Below are 22979 nucleotides of genomic sequence, written 5' to 3'. Positions count from 1 at the left end.
ACCCATCGCCAAACCCAGCACCGTCGCTCTCACGACAGTCCTGCGCCACCCCCGCCCCAGATACATGGAATCCCCTCCGTGGATGGCAGGTTCCTCACGCTGTCGCACACCAGCAACGGCTGCCCTGGAGGCTGCTCGGTCGCCCGCTGCTGAACGCACCGCGCGTCACGCGCGTGGGGCGCGGGACGCCGTGGAGAGGGGACGCGAGCACCCTGGTCGGTCCTCGCGTTTACCCACCCGGACTCCAAAGCCAGACATTACCGCCAGAAGCCGATGGAGACGCCCCAGTTGGTGTACCGGCTCGCCAGGTCGAACGACGCGGAGACGGACCAGTCCTCCCAGTAGCTCAGCACGAACAGCTCGAAGCCGCCGGTGAGGTGCGGCCGCAGGTTGCGGCCCGCGAAGGGGGACGCCTCCAGCCAGGTGCCGCCGCGCAGACGGAGGCGGCCCGGGAAGGTGTCCCATTCGGCGCCCAGGCGCGGCTGGAAGGCGGTGGAGTCGCCCACGTGCTGCGGCTCCTCCGCGGAGGCGAGCGAGCGCGCCGCCACCGCGTTGCTCACGCTGGAGATGAGGTCCACCTGCGCGGTGAGGAGCCACCGGCCGGACGGCGCGTCACGCGGCCCCTCGTCCGGCACCGGCAGGTCATCCCCGTCCACCAGGAGCTGCCGCCGCGCGGCCGGGGACAGCCGGTTGTAGCGGTGCGCGCCCTCGCCCAGCCTCCAACTGGCGCCAATGGACAGCAACGCGGGCGACACCACCGCCGAGTAGATCTGCCGCCCCGCGATGACGGCCCCCTGGCCTTCGGCGGGCCGCCAGCCGGCCACCACCTCCGGCCGCACCACCACGCCGATGCGGTAGGGCCGCCCGTGCGGACGGAACAGCATGTCCACCGCCACCCCGGAGTCGCCGTAGAGCCAGGACTCGTCGCCCTGTTCGCTGAAGCTCGCCTCCGCGGAGAAGATGCCCAGCGCCAGGATGAAGTCGTCCTGACCGAAGGCGATGGAGCCCGCGAGCGCGGACTGGGACAGGGAGACGCTCAGCTTGTCACCCTGGTTGCGGCAGCCGACGTTGATGCAGTAGCCCGCGCTGCTGTTGCGCCACAGGAAGCCGACGCCGAAGCGCTTGTATTGCAGCATCAGCGCGCCCAGCAGCTGGCGGCTGTTCACGGTTTCGTCGGCCCGGCCGTCGTTGTCCAGGTCCCGACTCTGGGTCCCGGTGAAGGGCAGGTCCAACGCGGACAGGGTGATGCCGATGTCCCAGTCGCGCTCCAGCGTGGGGCTGCGCTGGGCCAGGGCGGTGAGGTTGCTGGCGAAGCCGCCGGTGCCCTCCGCGACGCCCACGTAGGCGCCGCCCAGGCCCACCACGCGCGCCGCGCCCAGGAGCGCGCCGGAGTTGAGGTACAGCCGCTCCGGGCGGGGCTCGGTGGGGACCTCATCCTGGGCGGGGGCGGCGGACGCGATGAGACACACCGCGCACGCCAGGGCCCACGCCGTGCCACGCAAGCCTTGAATCACCGACCGCCGGCCCCTTCGCCGAAGAGGCGGTCCGCCTCCGTGGCAAGGTCGGTGTCGCGGAAGGTGATGCCGCCCGCGTCGTGGGTCACCAGCGCCAGCGTCACCTTGCGCCACCGGATGTCGATGTCCGGGTGGTGGTTGGCGGCCTCCGCGGCCTTGGCCACCTTCTCCACGAAGGCGATGCCCTCCAGGAAGGAGGGCGCCTCATAGACGCGGCGGATCATCCCGCCCTCGTGCGTCCAGGCGGGGTGCTTCGCGAGGAAGGTCTGGAGCGCATCCGGGGAGAGCAACGTGCGGTCGTAGGCCATGCTTCGCGTTCTACCCGCTCCCTGTTCCGATGGAAGCCCCGGCGCGTGCGGTGTCCGCTCTTCGGTGTGTCAACTCACGCGCGTGAAACCGCCTGCTTCCATTTTTCCAGGTGGCGCGCGCGCACGTCGGGCTTCATCTTCGGTTTGAAGGTGCGGTCCGCCTTCCACGCGCGGCGGATGGCGTCCGGGCTGGTCCACACCCCGGCGCCCAGGCCGCCCAGGAAGGCCGCGCCCAGGGCGGTGGTCTCCAGGTTGCGCGGACGCACCACCGGCACACCCAGCAGGTCGGCCTGGTACTGCATGAGCAGGTTGTTGGCCGCGGCGCCGCCGTCCGCCTTGAACACGGGGATGTCCCGCCCGCTGTCGCGGCGCATCGCATCCGCCAGGTCGTAAATCTGGAGCGCCACGCCCTCCAGCGTCGCGCGCGCCAGGTGCGCCACGGTGGTGGAGCGGTCGAGGCCGGCGAACAGGCCGCGCGCCTCCGGGCGCCAGTGCGGCGCGCCCAGGCCCGCCAGGGCCGGCACGAAGACGACGTCGCCGGAGTCCTTCACGCTGGCGGCCAGCGCCTCCACGTCCGGGGCGCGCTTGATGACCTTGAGGCCGTCGCGCAGCCACTGCACGGCGGCGCCCGCGATGAAGGAGCTGCCCTCCAGCGCGTAGTGCGTGGTGTCCCCCAGCTTCCACGCCACGGTGGTGAGCAGCCCGGCCGTGGAGCGCACCGGCTGGGTGCCGGTGTTCATCAAGAGGAAGGCGCCGGTGCCGTAGGTGCACTTGGATTCACCGGGGTTGAAGCACGCCTGCCCGAAGAGGGCCGCCTGCTGGTCGCCCGCCATGCCCGCCACGAGCACGCCGTCCGGCAGGCTCTTCATGCCGCGCGTGGTGCCATACACCTCCGCGTTGCCGCGGATCTCCGGCAGACACGCGCGCGGAACGCCCAGGAGCGAACACAGCTCGTTGTCCCACTCCAGCGAGCGCAGGTCCATGAGCAGGGTGCGGCTGGCATTGGACACGTCGGTGACGTGGGCCACGCCGCCGGTGAGCTTGTAGACGAGCCACGAGTCCATGGTGCCGAAGCACACGTCGCCCTTCTCCGCGCGCTTCTTCGCGCCCTTCAGGTGCTTGAAGAGCCAGGTGAGCTTGGTGCCGGAGAAGTACGGGTCCAGGACAAGGCCCGTCATCTCGCGCACGCGGGGCTCCACGCCCTGGTTCTTGAGCTCCTGGCAGATGTCCGCGGTGCGGCGGTCCTGCCAGACGATGGCGCGCGCCAGGGGCTCGCCGCCGTCGCGGGTCCACAGGCCGGTGGTTTCACGCTGGTTGGTGATGCCCACCACGGCGATGTCCTTGCCGGTGAGCCCCGCGTCCTTGAGGGCGCGCGCGATGCACCACTCGCTGGTGGACCAGATTTCGTTCAGGTCGTGCTCCACCCACGACGGCTTCGGGAAGTGCTGGGTCAGCTCCTTGTAGGAGCGCCCCACCACCTGCAACCGGGTGTCGAGGATGGAGACGTGGGTTCCGGTGGTGCCCTGGTCCAGGGCCAGGACGTATTTCGCCTTCGCCATGTGTGCGAGTCCTCTTCCGCCGGCGGAGGGCCGGTCATGGAACCGGACCCTACTCCAGGCGGAGGCGCTCGCACGGACGGCGCGTGCGGGATGTCAGGCACCGGGAGGAGGCCGTGGAACCCTCCGGTGCCCGGGGGGCCGGCTGGGGGCGCGCCATGCACAGGGGGAGTCCACGGTACTCCCCGGCGACACCCGCGTCCGGCGGTCCGGCTCAATACCCGGTGACGCGCGAGCGGCTGTTGAAGAACCGGCGCAGGCCGTACGCGCCCAGGCCCGCGAGCAGCATCCGGCCGAACGAGCCACCCGCGCCGGTGGACTGGCGTCCGCGGTAGCCGTAACCGCGCGGACGGCGTCCATAGGAGGAGCGTCCCCGGTTCCAGCCGCTGCCGGTGAGGACGCTGCGGCGGGAGCCGCTCAGCGCGGCCAGCAGGTTCGATAGCAATGCCATGATGTCGCTCCTTGGAAAGAGGGTGAGGGCGTCCATCACGTCCTCGCGGGGATGGGACCCGTCGGGAACGCGCGTGCGTTCTAAAGTGGGCCTTCCATGGCGGGACGACACCCCGTGTCGAGCCGGGCGCGACGGGCCGCCGTGGCGCCGCCCGGTGGGCAGGCGGGCGGGTTCAGGGCCTGGCGCTACGAGGCCGCGTGGAAAACGGATGCATGCCCCAGGTAGGTCGCGATGCGAGCAGGTGACATCATGCGTGGGGGCCCGTCATCCCTGTGGGGCGGGCCTCCACGTTCTTTTCGTGGGGCGACAGGGAGGGGTGCATGGCGTCGGTGGACACGGACAGGCAGCAGCTCACGGCGCTGCTGGAGCAGTACCGCGGTGGCTTCGAGTCGCTGGATGTCGCGAAGCTCCAGGCCCTCTGGGACCGGGAGTACCCCCAGCTGCTCTACGTGGCGCAGGAGCGGGCCCGGACCATCCGGGGGTGGGTGGGCATCTCCCAGTACTATGACGCCCTGCGCACCCACCTGGAGCGGGGCTCGCGGATGTCATTGGAAGACCTGACGCTCGACGTGATGGGCGAGGTGGCCTTCGCCTTCTTCACGTATCGCTTCGAGGGCGAGCGGGCGGACGGGGCGGGGACGTTCACGAACGACGGCCGCGTGAGCTTCGTCTTCCACCGCAAGGCCGGGGAGTGGAGGGCCATCCACTACCACGAGTCCGCGCCGGGCCCTCGCTGAGCCACGGCGCGCACCCGCCGGATGCATCAAGGAACATCCTCTGGCAGGGGACGCTCGGAGCCCACGCGCGCCGTGCCGCCCGGGTTCGAGCCCAGGGCCAGCTGCACGGATGCGTTTGGCACCCTGGAGCGACGCTCCTTCCCCAGGGGGCACGTCGGTCCGGTCCAGCTCAACGTGAAGGTCTGGCGTGTCTCCAGGCCCGCCGCGTTCGTCACGCGCACGTGCACGACGGGTGTCTGCTGCGCGGCCACGCACGCGGGGGCGGTCCAGAGGGCTTCGCTGCCATCTGAAAGCGCTCTGGGCTTGCCCAGCGTGCCCACCGTGGCTTCCCAGACGTAGCGCAGGGTCGTGTCCTCCGGATCCATCGCCCGGACGTTGACGCGCGCGGAATGTCCCGGACCGATGGTCCGGGCTGTCTGGAAGGCGCTGGTGATGCGGGGCGCGACCTCAGGTGCCACCGGCGCCACCCGCGGGCCGGAGATGACGATGCGGGCAGCCCCTGACTCGGAGGGCGCGACGTCGTGCTGACAACCCGCCAGCGCGAACATCGCGGACACGGCGGCCATCAACGGCGCCCACGAAGGGAGCGCCGCCCGGCGAGGCATGGGAGCGGACATGGGATGGGAGGGGTGAAGGGGCGGACCGGCAAGGACGTGCGCCAGCCCTTGCTGGGTAGCACTCAATGCCAGTCGCGCCAATTTCCTGACTCCACGTGAAAAGCAGCCCAGGGAGTGGGTCTGTCCCGACGGAGGCGGTGTCTGACACTCCCGGGTTTGGGTCAACCCATGACATCCGCTGACACGCTCAGCCGGGGCTGACGACAGACGGGTGCTTCAGGCCTGGGGGACGAGCTTCTTCTCCCGCAGGAAGGCCACCGTGCGGGCCACGCCTTGTTCGAGCGGGGTGGGGCGGAAGTCCAGCTCTCGCTGGGCCCTGGCCGAGTTCACGTTGGCCTCCCAGCGCATGAAGGAGAGCTGGCCGGGCGCGACGAGCGGCGTGAAGGGGAGCACGCGCGCGAGCGGCGCGGAGGCGCGGGCCAGGGCCTCCATCAGGAAGACGGGCGCGGTGGCGGGAGGCTTCCCGGCGCCAGCGGCCTTGTGGATGGCGAGCGCCAAGTCCGCGTTGCTCATGTACTGGTCGGAGACGAGGTAGCGCTCGCCGTTGACGCCGCGTTCGGCGGCGGCGAGCTGCGCGTCGGTGAGGCCGTCCACGTAGACGCAGGACATGCCGCCTGGAGGGAGCAGCGGGGCCTTCTTGTTGAGGAGCTGGATGAAGAAGGAGTTGAGGCCCACGTGCACGGGGCTGGGGCCGTAGACGGCGGACGGGTTGATGTAGACGACGTCCAGGCCCTGCTGGCGGATGGCTTCGACGGCGCGCTCGGCGTCCTGCTTGGAGCGCTCGTAGACGGTGGGCTTGGGGTGCGCGTCGATGTTGGCTTCGGTGACTTCTCCGCCCCGGGGCGCGGCGAAGACATCCATGGTGGACGTGTAGACCACGCGGCGCACCTTCGCGGCGTGCGCGGCGGACAGGACGTTCACGCTGCCCTGGCGGTTCACGCGGTCGAAGATGGAGTCGTCGCGATGCCACTGTTCCGGCATGCCCGCGGCGTGGAAGACGATGTCCACCCCGTGCATCGCGGCCGGCAGCGACGCGGGGGCGGTGATGTCGCCCTGGATGCACTGCACGGAGGGCGGCAGCAGGGGCGCGGCCTTGCTGACATCCCGCACGAGCGCGCGGACGGAGTCCCCACGCTTCGCGAGCCGGTGGGCGATGGCATTGCCGATGAGACCGGTGGCACCCGTGACGAGGACGTTCATGGTCCGGGCACTCTATCCGGACTTCGTGCCCGTGATGGCGCCCTGGAGGTCGCCGGGGTCAGCGGTGTCGTGTGCCACGCGCTTCGCGTGGGGGACGCAACCCGTCGATGAACATGCCGGTGAGGCGTGGAATGCGTTTGGGTCCCGACGCGTCCTGCGCGGCGGAGAGCGAGATCGCCATCGCCATGCACACCACGTCATCCAGGCGGATGTCGCCGCGAACCTCACCCTCGCGCTGCGCTGCCTCCAGCAGGCGCTGTCCCTCGGCGGTCGTCGCGTGACACCCCTCGGTGCCACTTCGCAGGACAACCCCCAGTGACGCCGCGAGCCCCTGGTAGATGCCCGCGTAGTGCACGAGCTCCTCCAGGAAGACGCGCAGGGCTTCAATCGAGGACAGGGATGCCGAGCGCTCGCGGCTCTGCTTCGCGAGCGTCAGGAACCGCTCGTCGCAGGTCGCGCCCAGGAGCGCTTCGCGCGTCGGGAAGTGTCGGTAGAGCGTTCCAATGCCTACCTCCGCCCGCTTCGCCACGTCATTGAGCGACGCGTCCGCGCCGCGCTCGGTGAACACGGCGTCCGCCGCCGCGAGCAACCGGTCGCGGTTGCGCCTCGCGTCCGCGCGCATGGCGCCGCCGGTCGTGTCGTCCGCTGAATTCTTCGGGAGCTTCGCTGCCACTTGAAAAACGGAGCATAGCTCCGTATTCAAGCGGAGCAACCCTCCGTTTATGGAAAGAAAGGCAGGCCGTGATGGCGACCCAGGGCGAACGCGTGCTGGTGCTTGGAGCGACGGGACAACAGGGAGGCGCGACGGCGCGTGCGTTGCGCAAGGACGGCTGGAGCGTCCGCGCGCTCGTGCGCGACCCTTCGAGCGCGAAGGCCCGGGCGCTGGAGGCGTCGGGCGTGGAGCTGGTGCGCGGTGACATGGGGGACCGCGCGTCGCTCGACCGTGCGCTCGTGGGTGCATACGGTGTCTTCAGCATCCAGCCGAGCTCGGGTCAGCCCCAGTACGGCGTCAGTGACGACGACGAGTTCCGCTTCGGCGTGGGCGCCGTGGACGCGGCGAAGGCCGCGGGCGTCGAGCACTTCGTCTACACGTCGATGGCGGGCCTGCGTCCCGGCACGGGTGTCGGCCACTTCGAGAGCAAGTGGAGGATCGAGGAGCACGTCCGCGCGAGCGGCCTTCGCGCGACCATCGTGCGGCCGTCGGCGTTCATGGAAATCCTTCTCGAGCCGCATTTCGGACTGGCGCAGCGCGCGCTCCGGTTCTTCGTCCGACCGGACCGCACGATGCAGTTCATCGCGAGCGACGACATCGGCGTGCTCGTCGCGCGCGTGTTCGCGGAGCCGGGCACGCATGCCGGAACCACCCTGGAGCTGGCGGGGGATGAACTCACCGGGAACCAGCTCGCCGAGAAGATTGGACGTGCGACCCACGCGTCCATCTCCTACGCGCGTTTCCCTCCCGAGTTCCTGGCGCAGAGCGCGCTCTTGAGCCGCCTCGTCGAGCTGGTCGACGAGGGGACCGCGGTCGGGAACGCGAACGTCGCGGCGCTGCGGCGGCTATCGCCGGGTCTCCTCACGTTCGATGCGTGGCTCGAGCGCGGGGGCGCGGCGCAGATCCAGGCACGCTTCGCGGCCTGACCTCCACCCTGTGCTGGAGCTTCATCCCCACCTGGACGATGGCTTCGATGACCGGGATGAGCTCGCGGCCCATCTCGGTCAGTGCGTACTCCACCGAAGGCGGTGAGCTCGCGACGACGTGACGCGTGAGCACGCCGTTCTTCTCGAGCGCGCGCAGTCGCGCGCTGAGCACCTTCGCGGAGATGCGCGGAATGTCGGAGCGCAGCTCGCTGAAGCGCCGCGGCTCTCCACTGAGGCGCCAGACGAGGTTCGCGGTCCATGCGCCACCGAGGAGCTTCATGCACTCGGTGAGCGGGCAGAGGGGTGGAAGCGGCGGCGTCTTGTTCTTGCGGCGGCGGAGCATGGGGCGTCACGGGAGTGGTAACCGGAGGGAAACCACGATGTGGTGGTTACCCAAGGTTACCTCCTTCCCTGGAACGAGCCCGCCGCTATCTTTCGCGCGGGAGGTGACACCATGTTCATCAATCTGCTGCGCTTCCGTTTCAAGGACGGGGTGACCGAAGCGGAGAAGGCGCAAGCCCTCGCGGCCATCACCCGCACGTCGAAGACAGACGCCGTCTCGTTTTCGGTCGTCGGAAGGGATTTGGGTGACCCGGCCGAGGGCTACACGCACGCCTACTGCGTGGGCATCGCGGACCTGGCAGCACTGCGGAAGTACTTCGACGCACCCGAGCACCGCGCGGGGGACCTGCTCTTCCTGCCGCTCATTGCCAGGCTCCGGCGCATGGCCCTGACCGATGACGCCGACCCCGCGCTGGGGGAGAAGATCCAGGCCATGCACCGGGAGAAGATGGCCAGCGACCCGGAATGGGCCGCGCTCCTCGCCGCCATCCCCGACATCGGATTGTAGAGTGAGGCTGGTGGCCGCGGAGGCTAGAACGCGACGCAGGGCGTGGAGTCGATGCGGAGCACGGCCTCCTGGTTGAACTGGCGCTTGTACTCCTCTCGGATGAAGTCGATGTCCGCCGAGCGCGCCGTGCTGCCGTCATGCAGGAGCACCATGATCTTGCTGAGCTCATGCACGAGCGTGCCGTCCTCCAGTTGGTACTGCCCGTTCGCGTCGTACAGGGTCAGCCCATCCTTGAAGCGGGGCGTGACGACGGTGTCGACGAACCCCTAGAACTCCGCCTCGCTGACAGGCACGTCGCCCACGCGGTCCCGCCCGAAGAACAGGTCCGTGCGGTACTGCTGGCTGCCGACCGTGCAGCTTGGGGCATCCGGCTCGTCGTCTCCACAGGCGGTGGCACCCAGGCCCAGCGCGAAGACACACCCCGGGAACAGACCCTTTGAAAGGCGCATTGCGTGTAGCTCCGGAAATATATGGGGACACTGTCTTGCTCTTCCGGTGTCGCCGTTGCCAATCCCTGGCAGTCCGGGCCGTCCATTGCAGTGCATTCATCTACGGCGTGCGGCTGCGGGTCGTCGAGTCCTCCGGCTTCATGGAGTCCGCGTACCCGGTCAGCTCCACGTAGCCGCGTCCCTGCACGGGCTTTCCTTCACGCGTGCCCTCCAGCGACACCGCGCCTTCCCAATAGCGCACGCTCACCGGCAGCTCCTGGTTCGCGAGCTTCGGCGTCACGGTGAGGTCCAGGGCCAGCCTGGGCACCTGGAGGCGCCAGCGTGACGGGTACAGCGTCCCGCGCGGACTCTTCCAGGTGCTGAGCACCTCCAGCTTCACGTCCTCGCGGGTCAGGTGCATGGCGTCCCCGGTGGGCGGATTCCAGGTGCCCGCGCTGAAGGGGTCCGCGCTCCCGTCCTTTTTCCGCAGCTGGTAGTTCATCAGCTCGCTGCCGTCGGAGAGCTGGAGCGCGAACCAGTCCCAGCCCACCAGGTCCGGGCCCAGCGCGCTGGTGCTCCACTCGCGGTCCATCCAGCTCTCACCCTTCACGGACACCGTCTGCCCATCCACGGACACCGTGCCCCGCGAAGGCATGCGCGTCAGGGAGTAGTAATAGGACGCGTTGCCCTTCTCCGCGCTCTTCTGGCTCAGCCCCCGGTCGCCCTGGAGCACCGGCGGTTTGCCTTCATCCATCACCAGGTCCAGCGTCACGCCGTCGCCCTGGGCTCGCAGGTGCATGGGCCACGTGCCCGCGGTGCCTTCGCTTCGCACGTCCCAGTCCTGAAGCCAGACATGGAAGGGGGACCCGTCCGAACCCGCCAGTCCCACGGCCGCGCGGCTGAAGCGCTCGGTGACGTGGAAGCGCCCGGCGCTCACGTCCGACACCGTGAAGTGCCCCATGAACACCTGCCGCGTGCCCCAGGCCGAGTCCCGGTCGGACTTCTCCGGCGCCAGCGCGCTGCGGAACAGCGTGAACTGATAGCCGAAGGCCCGCCCGTCCTCCGTCTCCAGGTTGCCCGTCCAGTACCACCACTCGGTGCGGAAGTCGGGGTGGGGGCCGTGGTCCTCCGGGAAGCGGAAGGGACGGGGCTCCACGGCGCGCGCATAGCCCTCCAGGCTGCCCTCGCCTCCCAGCGCTCCCGCGACCGTCATCGTGCCGGATTGCTCCTGGCCCGCCTGCTCCGTGTCCCGCATCACCACGCCCACCGCCACGCCCAGCGCGGCCAGCACCCACACGATTCCGATGACGAGTCGGCGACCCATGTCTCACTCCTCCCGCAACGCCATGGCCGGGTTCGCTCGCGCCATCCGCCACGCCGGGTACAGGCCCGCGAGCGCCGCCGCCACCAGGGCCAGCAACATCGCCTGTCCCACCACGCCGGGGGACACCACCAACTGCAACGTCCACCCGAACGAGCGCTGGTTGATGACGTGCACCAGCACGTAGGCCAGCGCCAGCCCCAGCGGGATGGAGAACAGCCCCGCCAGCAAGCCCAGCAGGCCCGTCTGCAAAGACACCATTCCCCAGAGCTGTCCCGGCGTGAGCCCCGTCGCGCGCAGCACCGCGAACTCGCGCGCCCGCTCCAGTTGCAGGGACATCAGCGCGCTCAACACGCCCACGAACGCGACGCCAATGGCCAGCAGGCGCAGCACCTGCGTGATGGTGAAGGTGCGGTCGAACACCTCCATCGAGGCCTGCCGCAGCGCCCGGTTGGCATTCACGTTCAAGGCCTGCTCACCGCCCGCCCTGTCCCTCACCCGGGACACCAGCACATCCACGTCCTGTCCCGGCGCCGCGAACAACGACAGGCCGGTGACGCCCCGGTCTTCGTACCAATGCTCATACGTGGCGCGCGCCATCATCACGGTCCCCACGTCGGAGCCGTAGTCGAAGTACACGCCCGCAACGCGGAAGTCGTGCAGGCCCTTGTCCGTGGCCACGCGCAACGTGTCGCCCGCGTGCACGCCGCGATGGAAGGCGAAGGGCTCCGACACGAGCACCACGTCCCGGGACGCGTCCACCTGCCGCCACACGTCCTCCGCGCGTCCTTCCTTGAAGCGATACGCCCGCGCGTGTCCCTTCGCGAAGTCGATGGCGAGCAGGTCCGTCTCCACGTCGCCGATGCGCACGTGCACCACGCGGATGGAGCCGCTCGCTTCAACCCCGGGCGTCGAGCGCAGCTTCTCCGCGAGCCCCGGCACCAGCGCGGAGTCCCCCCGCCGGGCCACCAGCGAAGGCGGGGACACGAACACGTCCGCCTGCAGCGCGGACTCCAGCCACGCCGCCACCGTGCCCCGGAAGCTGGACACCATCAGCCCCACGCCCACCGTCGTCGCCACCGCGACCATCAGCGCCGCCAGGGCCACCGCCGTGCGCGACAGGCTCGCCGTCACCCCGCGCGCCGCCATGCGACCCAGCGGACCGAACAGCGCGCCCAGGGGCCGCGCCGCCGCCACCGTCAGCTTCTCCGTCACCCAGGGCACCAGCAGCGCGGTGCCCATCATCACGCCGAACAGTCCCGCATACGCCGGGGACAGCGCCTGCGTGGGCCACGCGAGCAGCCCGATGGAGACGGCGAGGACCCCCAATCCCAGCAACGCACGCTGGGGGGCCTTTCGGTGGGACACGTCCTCCTCCGTGGAGCGCCGCAGCGCCGTCACCGGCGTCGCGCGCGCGGCCTCCCACGCGGGCACCAGCGCCGCCAGCACCGTGGCGCCCAGGCCCAGGCCCAGGCCCTTGATGAGCGTGAACGGCTCCAATGACAACCGGCGCACGTTCACCACGAAGTACAAATCATTGATGGTGCGCGTGATGAGGCCCACGAGGCCGCTGGCCATCAGGATGCCCAGCAGCAGGCCCGCCGTCGTGCCCACGATGCCGAGCACCAGCGCCTCGCCCAGCACCAGCGCGAACAGCTCTCCGCGCGTCACGCCCACCGCGCGCAGCCGGCCCAGCATCCCGCGCCGCTGCACCACCGAGAACGTCATCGTGTTGTAGATGAGGAACATCCCCACCACGAGCGCCAGCAGCGACAGCGCGGTGAGGTTGGTGCGGAACGCCCGCGTCATCTGCTCCACCGTGCCCGCGCGTCCCGACGTCCGCACCAGCTCCGCGCCCGGGGGGAGCGCGGCCCTCAGGCGCGCGGCCCGCGCCTCATCGTCCGGGAGCTTCAGGTCCACGCGCGTCAGCCGGCCCGTCTGGCCCAGCACCTCCTGCGCGGTGGAGAGGTCCGAAATCAGGAGCGACTCCAGCGCCCGCTCCGTCGTCTCCTGCGTCGGGGACAGCAGGGCCGACACGCGCAGCTCCCGGCGCAGCCCCATCACCGTCACGGCCAGCGTGTCGCCCGCCTTCACACCCAGCGCCCGCGCCGTCTTCGCGCCCATCACCACCGTGCCGGGCTTCGTGAGCAGCTCGCCCACGTCCCCCACTGCGTTCCCAGTGGAGAAGTCGCGGAAGGGGGCTTCCACGAACGGATCCAATCCCAGCAGCGTGAGCGTGCGGCGGTTGCCCCCCTCCACCCGCACGAAGCCCTGCACCACGGGCGCCGCTTCCGGCGCGTCCGGGCGCAGCTTCAGCGCGGTGTAGACCCCCTCCGGCAGGCCCGACGTACCGCCCACGATTTGATGCGTGGCCTTGCCGGCGACGACGTCGGTGGACTGCTCGAAGGCGCGCAGCGCACTGCCGCTCGCCAGGTCGATGGACACCACCACCGCCACGCCCATCGCGATGCCCAGCAGCGACAGCGCGGTGAGCCACGGGTGCCCGCCCAGGTGGCGCAGGCTGGAGCGCGCGAGCAGCATCTTCACGGCGCCCCCTTTCGCGCGCCGCCGGGCCGCTCCACCAACCGACCGCCTTCCATGGTCAGGACACGGTCCGCGCGGGCCGCCATGCCGGGCTCGTGCGTGACGATGAGCGCGCACGCATCGCCCTGCCGCGTGAGCCCCTCCAGCAGGTCCAGCACGTGCTTGCCGGTCTCCTCGTCCAGGTTGCCCGTGGGCTCGTCCGCCAGGAGCAGCGGTGGAGCGTGGGCCAGGGCCCGGGCCACCGCCACGCGCTGTTGCTCGCCGCCGGACAGCCGGTCCGGGAAGCTCTTCGCCCGGCCTTCCAGGCCCACGCGCTGGAGCAGCTCGTGCGCCCGCGCACCGGCCTCCGCGCCCGTGCGGCCGAGCAGCTCCAGGGGCAGCCGCACGTTCTCCTCCACCGTCAGCGTGGGCAGCAGGTTGAAGGCCTGGAAGATGAAGCCCACGCGTTCGCGGCGCAGCAGCGTGCGCTCCTTCTCCTTCATGCGCCCCAGGTCGCGGCCCTCCACCAGGATTTCGCCCTGCGTCGCCTGGTCGATGCCGCTGATGAGGTTGAGCAGCGTGGACTTGCCGGAGCCGCTGCGGCCCAGCAGCACCACGAACTCGCCCCGGTGCAGGGTGAGCGACGTGCCGGACAGCACCTCGCGCACGGAGTCTCCCTCCGCGTAGGACTTGGTGACGGCGCGCAGTTCGACGAGAGGCCGCGAATCAGGAGGAGAGGAGGGCATGCCTGTCACCCGACATAACCGATGCCCGGCTTCCGGGCCGGCTTCCCCGGGCGGATGGGGCGGATGCCCTCTACTGGACGTCAGCAGTGGGAGGGTGCGTCTGACTCAGGGCCTCCGCTCCCGTCCCGGGGTGCGTTTCGTGCCATGCTGGGATGCCTGACGTTGGAGGATGACCCCGTCAGGGAAGGCAGGGGGCAGCCCGTGAACGAAGCCCAGGCCGTCTGGGTGCCCGCGCCCGGCGGAGGCGACCCCCCACGACTCCAGGAGCTGCTCCAGCAGCTCCCCGCCTTCTTCGGCCTCTACCGGGGGCCGGGCCACCTCATCGAGTTCAGCACGGCCACGCGCCTGACGCTGCTCGACACGCGCGGACAGGTGGGCGTCCCCCTGCGTCAGGCCTGTCCCCAACTGGACGGCGCCGGTTGGCACGACGCCTGGGACCGCGTCTTCACCACCGGGCAGGCCCTGCACCTGCGGGAGACCTCCGCCCGCGCCCACCCCTCCGACGACGCTTTCTTCTTCAACCTCTCCCTGCTTCCCCGCCGCGATGCGCAGGGACAGGTGGAGGGCGTGCTCGCCTTCGCGGTGGACGTGACGGAGCTGGTGGAGACGCGCCGCGCCGCGTGGACCACCGCGTCCTGGCGCACCGAACGCCTGCAGGCGATGACCGCCGCGCTCTCCGAGGCGCTCACCCCCGCGCAGGTGGTGGAGGTGGCCGCGCGCGAAGGCGCCATCGCGCTGGGCGCCCTCACCGGCCTCGTCGTGGTGCCCACGTCGGAGGCCGCGGACGTCTTCGAGCGCGTCGCCGCGCACGGCTTCGCCCCGGGGGACCTGGAGGACTGGCAGCGCTTCGACGTCTCCTCCACCTGTCCCCTCACGGACGTGACGCGCACCCGCGAGCCGTCCGCGCTGGGCTCGTGGACGGAGTGCATGGCGCGCTACCCGCGTCTGGCAATGCTGCCCCGGACGCTGGCGCTTTCGGCGTGGGCCTCGGTGCCGCTGGTGAGCGGCGGGCGCGTGCTCGGCGCGCTGGGCCTGGGCTTCGGCGACGCGCGCGATTTCGACGAGGCGGAGCGCGCCTTCCTCCTGACGGTGGCCCGCCAGTGCGCGCAGGCCCTGGACCGCGCGCGGCTCTACGACGAGGAGCGCGCGGCCCGTGGCGCCGCCGAGGCCGCCAGCCGCGCCAAGGACGCGTTCCTGGCCATGGTGTCCCATGAGCTGCGCACGCCGCTCACGTCCATCCTCGGCTGGTCGCAGATGTTGCGGCAGGGCCTGCTGGGCGAGGACAAGCGCCAGCGCGCCGTGGAGGCCATCGAGCGCAACGCGCGCGCCCAGCGCCAGCTCATCGAGGACCTGCTGGACATCAGCCGCATCGCCAACGGGCGGCTGCGCCTGGAGCCCGTGCCGCTGGAGCTGGGGCGCGTGGTGGAGGCGGCGCTGGACGCGGTGCGGCCCACGGCGCTCGCGCGCGAGCTGGAGCTGGAGCTCTCCGTGGACTCGGACGGCGTGCCGCTGTTCGGCGACCCGGACCGGTTGCAGCAGGTGGTGTGGAACCTGCTCGCCAATGCCATCAAGTTCACCCCGCCCGGAGGCCGCGTGTCGGTGTCCGCGCGCACGCGCGACGAGGGCGCGGAGCTGGTGGTGAAGGACGACGGCGAGGGCATCCCCACCGACTTCGTGCCCTTCCTCTTCCAGCGCTTCCATCAGGCGGACACCAGCGTCAGCCGTCAGCACGGAGGGCTGGGCCTGGGGCTGTCCATCGTCCGCCACCTGGTGGAGCTGCACGGCGGCGCCGTGTCCGCGGCCAGCGAAGGGCCCGGCCGGGGCTCCACCTTCACCGTCTTCCTGCCCCGCTCGCGCGTGGGGGCCACCCCGGGTGCGACGCGCGAGCCAAGGCCCGTGGAGGGCCTGTCGCTGCCGCGCTTCCCGGAGCTGGAGGGCCAGCGCGTGCTGGTGGTGGATGGAGCGCCGGACGCGCGTGAATGGATGTCCGTGCTGCTCACCCGCGTGGGCGCCCACGTCCTCACCGCCACCAACGTCACCGACGCGATGGATGAGGTGCGCAGGTCTCCGCCCACCGTGCTGGTGACGGACGTGACGTTGTCCGGCGAGGACGGCTATTCGCTCCTGTACCGGCTGCGCGCGCTGCCGTGGGAGTCCGGGGGCGGGGTGCCGGCCCTGGCCGTCACCGCCGCCGCGCGCCGCGAGGACCGGGACCGGGCCCTGCGCGCGGGCTTCAGCGCCTTCGTCACCAAGCCGCTGGACGCGGTGGAATTGCTCACGGCGGTGGCGCGCCTTGCGCCTCCCATTCCGCCGCGTTCCTGAAAAGGAAGTCGCCCACCTCCGTGGCCAGCAGGGGCCCGGACACGTCGCGCGGGATGATGTGGAAGCCCTCGCGGAAGCTCACGAGCCGCACCGCCGGGGACGCCGTCATCCTCCGCACCAGCCAGCGTCCGCCCTCCGGATCCACCACGTGGTCCTGCTCCGCGGTCGCCACCAGCACCGGACAGCGCACCCGGGGCGCGTCCGTCACCGCCAGGTCCTGCAGCGTGCACAGGTCCCGCAGCCGGGCCACCGGGAAGGCCGGAAGCACGGGCGCCTGCGACAGCGTCAGAGGATCCGAGATGTCCGTGCTGCCCTTGTCCACCCACGGCGTCGTCCATTGGAGGAGGGGCGTGCGCACCAACTGGCGCACCAGCGCCATGCGCGGCCCCCGGAAGCGCACCGCGGGCGCCACCAGCGCGAGTCCGTGCACCTGCTCCGGATGGTGCGCGGCCAGCCGCAGCGCCAGGAGTGCTCCCATGGACAGTCCCGCCACGAACACGCGGCGGTGGCCCCGGAGGGACGCCAACGCCTCCTCCGCGGCGTCCTGCCAGTCGTGATGGTCCACCTCCAACAAGGCTTCCGGCGTGGTGCCATGGCCCGGAAGCCGGGGCGCCACGACGCGCATCCCGCGCGCCGCCAGGGCTTCACCCAGGGGCCGCACTTCCCACGGGCTCCCCGTGAAACCGTGTAGGAGCAGGCAGGCATCCGGGCCTCGCCCCAGCGCGAAGGCGGCCGTGGACTCCCCGTCGATGTCCCGCCAGCGCGTGCTCACCCGGTGGACACTGGCCATGGCGGGCCCCAGGCGCTATGCCGCCTGCCTCATGGCGGACACTCCGAAACCCCCGGACATGCAGCTTCAGGTGCAGATGGATGACGAGGTCGCCAACGGCCAGTACTGCAACATGGCGTTGGTGAACCACACGGAGACGGAGTTCGTGCTGGATTTCCTCTTCGTCCAGCCGCAGCAGCCCCTGGCCCGCGTCCGCTCGCGCGTCATCACCAGCCCGCGTCACCTGAAGCGCCTGCTGGGCGTCCTCCAGGAGAACCTGCGGCGCCACGAGGAGCGCTTCGGCCCCATCGTCCTCAATGAGGATGAGGGCCCCCGCCACTGAGGCACCTCCGTCCGGTGCCGGGCCCCGGGGTCCGCTTTGACTTTCCCTGCGGCCGTTCCCGGCGCACACTGGGAGGCACCGTGTTCCGCGCCTGCGTGTTCATCGCTGCCCTGCTGTCCGCCGCCTCCGCCTCCGCCCAGTGCACCGGGGACGGCGTCCAGCTGTACCCGTCACCCGGGGGCATCGTCCCCACCAACATGCGCCTGCTGCTGGAGGGCGTGGGGACGGCGCGCTCGCCCGTGCTCGGGCTGGTCGGCAAGCCGCTGAAGCTGGAGGCGGATGGCCACGAGGTGAAGCTCAAGGTGACCAAGGGCTGGGAGAGCACCCTGGGCCGCGCCGTCGTCATCCTCAAGCTGGCGGAGCCGATGCAGCCCGACAAGCGCTACCTGCTGCGCCTGGATGAGGTGCTGCCGGGGGTGGTGGTGCTCAACGGCCGTCCCGGCGTCCAGCCTTCATGGCTCAGCGGCAAGGGCGCCGACACGAAGGCCCCCAAGTGGGTGAAGAAGCCCGCCGTGTCGGAGGGCTTCGTGCGCCGCTCGCCCCAGGGCATCGCGCGCTTCGTGAAGTTGAACCTGGCCCTGCGCGAGGAGAGCCCCTCGTTCCTGGTGGTGAAGCTGGCCCCGCGCCGGCTGGGCGTCAGCCCCCAGCAGTACCTGCTGCCCATCCAGTCCAACACCGCTTATCTGGGCCATGAGGCCTGCGGCGGGGCGTTCGCGCTGGAGGACGGCCGCAGCTACCGCGCCCGCATCGAGGCCTTCGACGCGGCGGGCAACCTGGCGCCCTCCACGCCTCCGGTGGACTTCGAGGCCCCTTCCGCCCAGGGGCCCTAGTAGCATCCGCGCCCGTTCGTACCGCACGGGAGACAACGGGCACATGACGGCGACGGTGGACGTGGAGGGGATGAAGGAGCGCATGACGGCCTTCATCCAGAAGCTCCAGGACGACATCTGCGGCGCGCTGGAGACGCTGGATGGGCAGGGCCGCTTCCGCGAGGACGCGTGGAGCCGTCCGGGTGGCGGCGGTGGCCGCAGCCGCGTGCTGGAGGAGGGCGCCGTCCTGGAGAAGGCGGGCGTGAACACCTCCATCGTGTACGGCGAACTGGAGGAGGCCTTCGCCAAGAAGCTCCAGGGCGAGGGGCGCACCTTCTGGGCCGGCGGCCTGTCGCTGGTGCTGCACCCCCGAAGCCCGCACGTGCCCACGGTGCACGCCAACTACCGCTTCATCCAGCAGGGCGGGAGAGCGTGGTTCGGCGGAGGCGCGGACCTGACGCCGTACTACCTGCACGACGAGGACGCCGCGCACTTCCACCGCGTGCACAAGGCCGCGTGCGACGCGCACGACGCCACGTACTACCCGCGCTTCAAGGCCGCGTGTGACACGTACTTCCACGTGCGCCACCGGGGCGAGGCGCGCGGCGTGGGCGGCCTCTTCTTCGAGAACATGGGCGGCGACCTGGAGCGCGAGTTCGCCTTCGTGCAGGCGTGCGGCAACTCCTTCATCCCCGCGTACCTGCCCATCGCGCAGCGGCGCAAGGACACGCCGGTGACGGAGGCGCAGCGCTTCTGGCAGGAGGTGCGCCGGGGCCGCTACGTGGAGTTCAACCTCGTCTATGACCGGGGCACCATCTTCGGCCTGGAGACGCAGGGGCGCACGGAGTCCATCCTCATGTCGCTGCCGCCGCGCGTGCGCTGGCGCTACGACTACCACCCGGAGCCCGGCACCCCCGAGGCCCGGCTGGAAGAGGTGCTGCGCAACCCCCGGGAGTGGGCCTGATGCAGCCGCCGCCTCCTCCGTCTGGAGCCGCGCCCCGCCGCAGCAAGGCGGTGGTGGCGGGCCTCGTCGCCGCGGTCGTGGCGGGCCTGGGCCTGTCCCTGCTGCTCATCCTGACGGGCCCCACGCGCTCTGGCGGCCGGGCCTCGCCGGAGCAGTTGGCCAACGAGGCGCGCATCCAGGTGCTGGCGCTGTGTGACGCCGTGCAGGCGTTCCGGGACGAGCACGGCGACTACGTGCCCATCGCGCCGTTCCCCTCGCCGGTGCCCCGCGACGGCGAGGCGGTGCCCTTCGCCCACGACCACGAGGACTTCCACCGCATTGGCTTCGAGCCGGGCCCCTCCGTGCACTTCCAGTACGAGGTGACGGTGCAGGAGAGCCCGGTGGGTGAACCGGAGGTGTCCTGCCTCGCCCGCGCGGACGCGGACGGTGATGGCCTCAACGCCGTCTATCGGATCCGTCTGGACGCCAACGGAATGACCAGCCCCATGGAAGTGGAGCGCGAGGGCGAGTAGCCCCCCATGCAACTCCGGGTTCTCGATGTGAGAGAATCCGGTGGATGGGAAATGTCGGAGACATTCGCGGTCCTCGCGGGCCGGATCCGCGCAACGGGCCCCGCTCCGACACGGGGTCCGCCCCCGCGCCCGTCACGGCCCCCGTTCCGTCGCCCTTCCAGGATGATGGGATGATGGAGCCCTCTCCGGGTGGGGAGGGGCTTCCCGGAGGTGTCTCCGTGGGCTTCCCCGGCGGTGAGGGGCAGGACCCTGGAACGCCTCCGGAGGGGTCGGACGCAGGGCCCCCGTCGGTCCGCACCGGCCTGCCGGAGGGGGCGGAAGTGGGGCCGCAGTCGGTCCGCATCCCCCTCCCGAAGCCCGGCACGCCGCGCGGTCCCGGTACGCCGCGCGGTCCGGGGACGACGCGAGGTCCCCGCGCGCAACCCGGCACGGGCTTCGAGCCTCCCCGCGAGCCGGGCGCCGCGCCGCCGCAGCAGCGCAAGCTGAAGGACGGCTTCCGGACGCCCGGGCAGCAGCCCACCACCGCCAGCCCCTACCTGGGCGCGGGCGAGGCGCGCGGACCGGTGCGGGACGTGGAATCGCTGGTCCCCGGCGACCTGAAGGACCTGGAGAACTCCCCCGCGGTGGCCAAGCGCTTCGCCTCGGATGGCGCGCTCCTGTCCGCGCAGGTGCGGCCCGCGTCGCTGCCCTCGTCGGACCGGGTGGCCCGCCTGTGGGCCTTCTTCGCCGCCTACGCGGAGGCCGCCACCCGGCACCCGCCCACCCCGGAGGGCAAGGCCGCCTTCGCCCAGGCGCTGAAGGACCAGGGCTTCGCCCAGCTCCAGGACGCCCACAGCGGGCAGACAGGCGTGGAGGCGGGGCTCTGGGTGCTGGACGCGCCGTCGCCCGAGGAGGCCCGCGAGCGCGCGAAGGACGTCCAACTGGAGCCCCCGCCCGACGTGCGGCACTCCGAGCAGGCGGCCCCGATGACGCCCGGCCTCTACCAGCCGATGCCCGGACCGTTCATCCGCCGGGACGAACAGGGCCAGCCCCTGCCCCCGGGCGACCCCGACCGGCGCGGCTCCGATAGAAAGCTCGGCGGACGGATGTTCTGGAACGTGCTCCACCGCTTCCGCGCCGGCCCGGAGGAGGACGACGCCCTCTCCGAAGGACAGTGGGACCGGATGGTTTTCGGGGCCGTGCTGGCCATCACGGGCGTCGCCCTGGCGGTCATCGCCCTGGTCAGCTCCCTCTAAAGCAAGGAGCCTGTTCGGAAGACTTGGGGTTATGGCGGCTTGTGTTACGGTGCCGCACTCTTGGCCACCGACGACCTTACACTCGTCAAGCGCGTCCGCAGCGGGGACCAGCGCGCTTTCAAGCTCCTCGTCGAGCGTTACCAGCGCAAGGTGTACGCCGTTGCGCTCGGTATGCTGAAGGACAAGGAGGAAGCGATGGACGTCTCCCAGGAGGCGTTCGTCAAGGTCTACAAGTACCTGGACCACTTCAAGGGCGACGCGTCCTTCTACACGTGGCTGTACCGCATCACGTCGAACATCTGCATCGACGTGCTCCGCAAGCGCCGGGGCGGTGGCGAGGCGGTGGAGTTCGACGAGTCCCAGGACATGGACCTGTCGGAGGCCCGCATCGGAGCGCTCGGCAGCCGCCTGGGGACCAATCCCCAGAAGAGCGCCCTCCGGAAGGAGCTGGCGGAGAAGATCCAGGAGGCCCTGGCCACGGTGCCGGAGAAGCACCGCGCCATCCTGCTCCTGCGCGAAATCGAGGGCATGTCCTACGAGGACCTGGCCCGCACCCTGGACATTCCCAAGGGCACCGTGATGAGCCGCCTGTTCCACGCGCGCGCCAAGGTGCAGAAAATCCTCAGCGATTACCTGGAGCTGGACGAAGCCAAGAGCGGAGTGGGCAGTGAGTGAGGGCGATCGGAAGACCCCCTCGAATATCCGTGGGGGCCGCCGCGTCCCACCCACGCATTCCCACCAGCCCGCAGGGTGAAGAGCATGGCCGGAAATCCCGCGTGTGAGCGTTTTGTCCCGCTCCTGTCTCCCTACATCGATGGCGAACTCGCCCCCTCGGAACGGGTCCACGTGGAGCGCCACCTGGCCGCCTGCCGCGACTGCACCGGCCGCTCGGCCGACCTGCGCGCCGAGTCCGGCCTGCTCCGGGTGGGCCTGGACATGGCGGTGGACGACGTCGACTTCAAGGACTTCGCCCAGAAGGTGATGGCCCGGGTGACGCCGGAGAAGCCGCCGCTCATTGAACGGATGCGGCTGGCCCTGTCGGAGATGTTCCTCTACCAGCGCACCGCGATGCTCTCCTCCATGGCCACCGCCGCGGTGGTGATGCTGGTGGCGCTGCCCCTGCTGCTGCGCGACGGAGCCCCGGAGGGCTACGCCGCCGAGCGCATGACGGTGAAGTCCATCCAGTCCTACCAGGGCGCCCGTGTCGCGCCGGTGGTGATGGAGACCGAGGGCGGCGGCTCCATCATCTGGATGGTGGACGAGCAGGAGCAGGCCCCGGAGCCCGTGAAGAACGCCCCGGACGGTGTCAGCGGTCAGCCGAAGAAGCTGGACGGGACGGAAGCCGAGGAGTTGGGTGGGGAGCTGGACGGCCAGGGCACGCGGCAGCCGGCGGCCCCCGCCGTCCCGCCGCGTCCCACGGGAGGAGCGCTATGACGAAGCAGGTGTGGGCGGTGCTGGGACTGGTGCTCGCCGTGGGTCTGACGCTGGGGCCGGCGGTGGCTTTCGCCCAGGACGCCAAGGTGAAGGTGCAGGTGGAGGTGGTGCTGGCCTCCAACAAGGGCACCGCGGTGGAGCCCGCGGAGCTCAACAAGATGAAGGAGGCGTTCCAGAAGCAGAACTTCAGCTTCACGTCCTTCAAGCGCATGTCGCTGGACGTGGTGGAGGTGGGCGCACAGAAGCCCACCGAGGTGAAGCTGCCCAACGGGACGAACGCTTCCCTGCAGCTGCTGGGCATGAAGGAAGGCATCGCCACCCTGCGCGTCATCATCCCGAGCCAGTCGTCGGTCGAGGTGGAGCTGGGCCGCCAGGGCGCCGTGTACCAGAAGGCCGGCAAGCACGTGGGTGGGGACCTCATCCTCGTCCTGGTGCCGCCCTCCAAGTAGCGCTGTCGTCGTGACGGATGCGCGCCGCCTTCGGGCAGGCGCCGTCCGGGAAGTCGCTGGACGCCGTGCCCGCCGCGCCAGGATGGCCCCCTCCTCTCCGGGCGGCCCCGCGCGGATGTCCCTCCGGCCCTGAATCTTCCCTACCTCTCGTACATCCACTCCGGTGTGGACGCGCTGATGCGCCCTGGCGGCGGAGGGCTCCGTCCCCCGGATGACGTGGGGCGGGGGTGGGGCTCGGCCCTCGGGGCAGGGA

The 22979-nt window shown here is 70.9% G+C and carries 25 protein-coding genes and 1 pseudogene; 12 read left to right on the top strand and 14 right to left on the bottom strand.

Going from position 1 to position 22979, the window contains the following annotated elements; translation table 11 throughout:
• Positions 1-257: 257 nt before the first annotated feature.
• The 4 genes from D7X74_RS22435 to D7X74_RS22420 all read right to left on the bottom strand — a co-directional run bounded on the left by D7X74_RS22435 (position 258) and on the right by D7X74_RS22420 (position 3829).
• Positions 258-1514: a hypothetical protein gene (locus tag D7X74_RS22435; RefSeq protein ID WP_120535033.1), complete on the bottom strand. Its 1257-nt coding sequence runs from the start codon at positions 1512-1514 to the stop codon at positions 258-260.
• Positions 1511-1822 carry a 4a-hydroxytetrahydrobiopterin dehydratase gene (locus tag D7X74_RS22430; protein WP_120535032.1) on the bottom strand — a complete coding sequence of 104 codons (312 nt, stop codon included), beginning with the start codon at positions 1820-1822 and terminating at the stop codon, positions 1511-1513. The genes D7X74_RS22435 and D7X74_RS22430 overlap by 4 nt, the downstream gene beginning before the upstream one ends.
• A 74-nt stretch (positions 1823-1896) precedes the next feature.
• Positions 1897-3381 (bottom strand): glycerol kinase GlpK, encoded by a 1485-nt coding sequence (gene glpK, locus D7X74_RS22425; protein ID WP_120535031.1) that lies wholly within the window; start codon positions 3379-3381, stop codon positions 1897-1899.
• Between the two features lie 211 nt (positions 3382-3592).
• Positions 3593-3829, bottom strand: a complete 237-nt coding sequence (locus tag D7X74_RS22420) for a hypothetical protein (RefSeq protein ID WP_120535039.1) — start codon at positions 3827-3829, stop codon at positions 3593-3595.
• Positions 3830-4149: 320 nt separating this feature from the next.
• Between D7X74_RS22420 and D7X74_RS22415 the strand changes: the two genes are divergently transcribed.
• A complete protein-coding gene (locus tag D7X74_RS22415) occupies positions 4150-4566 on the top strand; it encodes a nuclear transport factor 2 family protein (RefSeq protein ID WP_120535030.1) in 417 nt (138 codons plus the stop codon).
• Positions 4567-4592: 26 nt separating this feature from the next.
• Here the strand turns inward: D7X74_RS22415 and D7X74_RS22410 are convergent, their stop codons facing one another.
• The 3 genes from D7X74_RS22410 to D7X74_RS22400 all read right to left on the bottom strand — a co-directional run bounded on the left by D7X74_RS22410 (position 4593) and on the right by D7X74_RS22400 (position 7056).
• The gene (locus tag D7X74_RS22410) at positions 4593-5132 is read right to left on the bottom strand and encodes a hypothetical protein (protein WP_147446651.1); all 540 of its coding nucleotides are present in this window, start codon (positions 5130-5132) and stop codon (positions 4593-4595) included.
• A 267-nt stretch (positions 5133-5399) separates the two neighbouring features.
• On the bottom strand, positions 5400-6383 hold the full coding sequence (locus D7X74_RS22405) for an SDR family NAD(P)-dependent oxidoreductase (RefSeq protein ID WP_120535028.1): 984 nt from the start codon (positions 6381-6383) through the stop codon (positions 5400-5402).
• 58 nt (positions 6384-6441) lie between these two features.
• Positions 6442-7056 carry a TetR/AcrR family transcriptional regulator gene (locus D7X74_RS22400; protein ID WP_233595756.1) on the bottom strand — a complete coding sequence of 205 codons (615 nt, stop codon included), beginning with the start codon at positions 7054-7056 and terminating at the stop codon, positions 6442-6444.
• Positions 7057-7127: 71 nt separating this feature from the next.
• Here D7X74_RS22400 and D7X74_RS22395 point away from each other — a divergent pair, with 71 nt between their 5' ends.
• A complete protein-coding gene (locus tag D7X74_RS22395) occupies positions 7128-8021 on the top strand; it encodes an NmrA/HSCARG family protein (RefSeq protein WP_120535027.1) in 894 nt (297 codons plus the stop codon).
• On the opposite strand, the gene D7X74_RS22390 is transcribed toward D7X74_RS22395, so the two are convergent.
• Entirely contained in the window at positions 7957-8364 is a 408-nt protein-coding gene (locus D7X74_RS22390; protein ID WP_120535026.1) for a helix-turn-helix domain-containing protein, read from the bottom strand. The genes D7X74_RS22395 and D7X74_RS22390 overlap by 65 nt on opposite strands.
• A gap of 111 nt (positions 8365-8475) precedes the next feature.
• Between D7X74_RS22390 and D7X74_RS22385 the strand changes: the two genes are divergently transcribed.
• On the top strand, positions 8476-8871 hold the full coding sequence (locus D7X74_RS22385; RefSeq protein WP_120535025.1) for a Dabb family protein: 396 nt from the start codon (positions 8476-8478) through the stop codon (positions 8869-8871).
• 23 nt (positions 8872-8894) lie between these two features.
• On the opposite strand, the pseudogene D7X74_RS44310 reads toward D7X74_RS22385, so the two are convergent.
• From D7X74_RS44310 to D7X74_RS22365, 5 genes and pseudogenes are all read right to left on the bottom strand, one after another.
• Positions 8895-9122 (bottom strand): annotated as a pseudogene (locus D7X74_RS44310) (DUF3574 domain-containing protein); the annotation flags it as partial.
• 15 nt (positions 9123-9137) lie between these two features.
• Positions 9138-9320 (bottom strand): hypothetical protein, encoded by a 183-nt coding sequence (locus D7X74_RS44305; protein ID WP_233602199.1) that lies wholly within the window; start codon positions 9318-9320, stop codon positions 9138-9140.
• Positions 9321-9420: 100 nt separating this feature from the next.
• Positions 9421-10623, bottom strand: coding sequence for a lipocalin-like domain-containing protein (locus D7X74_RS22375; protein ID WP_120535024.1), 1203 nt, complete (start codon positions 10621-10623; stop codon positions 9421-9423).
• Positions 10624-10626: 3 nt separating this feature from the next.
• Complete coding sequence (locus D7X74_RS22370) at positions 10627-13167, bottom strand: FtsX-like permease family protein (protein ID WP_120535023.1); 2541 nt, start codon at positions 13165-13167, stop codon at positions 10627-10629.
• Complete coding sequence (locus D7X74_RS22365) at positions 13164-13889, bottom strand: ABC transporter ATP-binding protein (RefSeq protein ID WP_120535022.1); 726 nt, start codon at positions 13887-13889, stop codon at positions 13164-13166. The genes D7X74_RS22370 and D7X74_RS22365 overlap by 4 nt, the downstream gene beginning before the upstream one ends.
• 201 nt (positions 13890-14090) lie before the next feature.
• Here D7X74_RS22365 and D7X74_RS22360 point away from each other — a divergent pair, with 201 nt between their 5' ends.
• Positions 14091-16211 (top strand): ATP-binding protein, encoded by a 2121-nt coding sequence (locus tag D7X74_RS22360; RefSeq protein ID WP_158622277.1) that lies wholly within the window; start codon positions 14091-14093, stop codon positions 16209-16211.
• Here D7X74_RS22360 and D7X74_RS22355 read toward each other — a convergent pair.
• Positions 16165-16962: a carboxylesterase gene (locus tag D7X74_RS22355; protein WP_120535037.1), complete on the bottom strand. Its 798-nt coding sequence runs from the start codon at positions 16960-16962 to the stop codon at positions 16165-16167. The two genes, D7X74_RS22360 and D7X74_RS22355, sit on opposite strands and share 47 nt — an antisense overlap.
• A 70-nt stretch (positions 16963-17032) precedes the next feature.
• Here D7X74_RS22355 and D7X74_RS22350 point away from each other — a divergent pair, with 70 nt between their 5' ends.
• The 8 genes from D7X74_RS22350 (at position 17033) to D7X74_RS22315 (ending at position 22726) form a co-directional block, all read left to right on the top strand.
• Positions 17033-17323, top strand: a complete 291-nt coding sequence (locus D7X74_RS22350; RefSeq protein WP_120535036.1) for a DUF3467 domain-containing protein — start codon at positions 17033-17035, stop codon at positions 17321-17323.
• An 80-nt stretch (positions 17324-17403) separates the two neighbouring features.
• Entirely contained in the window at positions 17404-18153 is a 750-nt protein-coding gene (locus D7X74_RS22345; protein ID WP_233595757.1) for a hypothetical protein, read from the top strand.
• Positions 18154-18196: 43 nt separating this feature from the next.
• Positions 18197-19096 (top strand): oxygen-dependent coproporphyrinogen oxidase, encoded by a 900-nt coding sequence (gene hemF / locus D7X74_RS22340; RefSeq protein ID WP_120535020.1) that lies wholly within the window; start codon positions 18197-18199, stop codon positions 19094-19096.
• Positions 19096-19608, top strand: coding sequence for a hypothetical protein (locus tag D7X74_RS22335; RefSeq protein ID WP_120535034.1), 513 nt, complete (start codon positions 19096-19098; stop codon positions 19606-19608). Before hemF ends, D7X74_RS22335 begins: the two co-directional genes overlap by 1 nt.
• 170 nt (positions 19609-19778) lie before the next feature.
• A complete protein-coding gene (locus D7X74_RS22330; protein ID WP_120535019.1) occupies positions 19779-20843 on the top strand; it encodes an Immediate early protein ICP0 in 1065 nt (354 codons plus the stop codon).
• 60 nt (positions 20844-20903) lie between these two features.
• Positions 20904-21518, top strand: a complete 615-nt coding sequence (locus D7X74_RS22325; RefSeq protein ID WP_120535018.1) for a sigma-70 family RNA polymerase sigma factor — start codon at positions 20904-20906, stop codon at positions 21516-21518.
• An 84-nt stretch (positions 21519-21602) separates the two neighbouring features.
• Positions 21603-22277: an anti-sigma factor gene (locus D7X74_RS22320; RefSeq protein ID WP_120535017.1), complete on the top strand. Its 675-nt coding sequence runs from the start codon at positions 21603-21605 to the stop codon at positions 22275-22277.
• Positions 22274-22726, top strand: coding sequence for a hypothetical protein (locus D7X74_RS22315; RefSeq protein WP_120535016.1), 453 nt, complete (start codon positions 22274-22276; stop codon positions 22724-22726). The genes D7X74_RS22320 and D7X74_RS22315 overlap by 4 nt, the downstream gene beginning before the upstream one ends.
• Positions 22727-22979: the final 253 nt, after the last annotated feature.

It is taken from the genome of Corallococcus sp. CA047B, assembly GCF_003612065.1.
Lineage (GTDB): Bacteria > Myxococcota > Myxococcia > Myxococcales > Myxococcaceae > Corallococcus > Corallococcus praedator.
This window is presented reverse-complemented; position numbering and strand designations above follow the sequence as displayed.

Excerpts from the sequence above, each read along its gene's own strand:
- D7X74_RS22330 (WP_120535019.1), top strand. The coding sequence starts at position 19,779 with ATGATGGAGCCCTCTCCGGGTGGGGAGGGGCTTCCCGGAGGTGTCTCC.
- D7X74_RS22365 (WP_120535022.1), bottom strand. The coding sequence starts at position 13,889 with ATGCCCTCCTCTCCTCCTGATTCGCGGCCTCTCGTCGAACTGCGCGCC.
- hemF (WP_120535020.1), top strand. The coding sequence starts at position 18,197 with ATGACGGCGACGGTGGACGTGGAGGGGATGAAGGAGCGCATGACGGCC.
- D7X74_RS22405 (WP_120535028.1), bottom strand. The coding sequence starts at position 6,383 with ATGAACGTCCTCGTCACGGGTGCCACCGGTCTCATCGGCAATGCCATC.
- D7X74_RS22420 (WP_120535039.1), bottom strand. The coding sequence starts at position 3,829 with ATGGCATTGCTATCGAACCTGCTGGCCGCGCTGAGCGGCTCCCGCCGC.
- D7X74_RS22350 (WP_120535036.1), top strand. The coding sequence starts at position 17,033 with ATGGCGGACACTCCGAAACCCCCGGACATGCAGCTTCAGGTGCAGATG.
- D7X74_RS22390 (WP_120535026.1), bottom strand. The coding sequence starts at position 8,364 with ATGCTCCGCCGCCGCAAGAACAAGACGCCGCCGCTTCCACCCCTCTGC.
- D7X74_RS22415 (WP_120535030.1), top strand. The coding sequence starts at position 4,150 with ATGGCGTCGGTGGACACGGACAGGCAGCAGCTCACGGCGCTGCTGGAG.
- D7X74_RS22410 (WP_147446651.1), bottom strand. The coding sequence starts at position 5,132 with ATGGCCGCCGTGTCCGCGATGTTCGCGCTGGCGGGTTGTCAGCACGAC.
- D7X74_RS22430 (WP_120535032.1), bottom strand. The coding sequence starts at position 1,822 with ATGGCCTACGACCGCACGTTGCTCTCCCCGGATGCGCTCCAGACCTTC.
- D7X74_RS22395 (WP_120535027.1), top strand. The coding sequence starts at position 7,128 with ATGGCGACCCAGGGCGAACGCGTGCTGGTGCTTGGAGCGACGGGACAA.
- glpK (WP_120535031.1), bottom strand. The coding sequence starts at position 3,381 with ATGGCGAAGGCGAAATACGTCCTGGCCCTGGACCAGGGCACCACCGGA.
- D7X74_RS22335 (WP_120535034.1), top strand. The coding sequence starts at position 19,096 with ATGCAGCCGCCGCCTCCTCCGTCTGGAGCCGCGCCCCGCCGCAGCAAG.
- D7X74_RS22320 (WP_120535017.1), top strand. The coding sequence starts at position 21,603 with ATGGCCGGAAATCCCGCGTGTGAGCGTTTTGTCCCGCTCCTGTCTCCC.
- D7X74_RS22375 (WP_120535024.1), bottom strand. The coding sequence starts at position 10,623 with ATGGGTCGCCGACTCGTCATCGGAATCGTGTGGGTGCTGGCCGCGCTG.
- D7X74_RS22385 (WP_120535025.1), top strand. The coding sequence starts at position 8,476 with ATGTTCATCAATCTGCTGCGCTTCCGTTTCAAGGACGGGGTGACCGAA.
- D7X74_RS44305 (WP_233602199.1), bottom strand. The coding sequence starts at position 9,320 with ATGCGCCTTTCAAAGGGTCTGTTCCCGGGGTGTGTCTTCGCGCTGGGC.
- D7X74_RS22315 (WP_120535016.1), top strand. The coding sequence starts at position 22,274 with ATGACGAAGCAGGTGTGGGCGGTGCTGGGACTGGTGCTCGCCGTGGGT.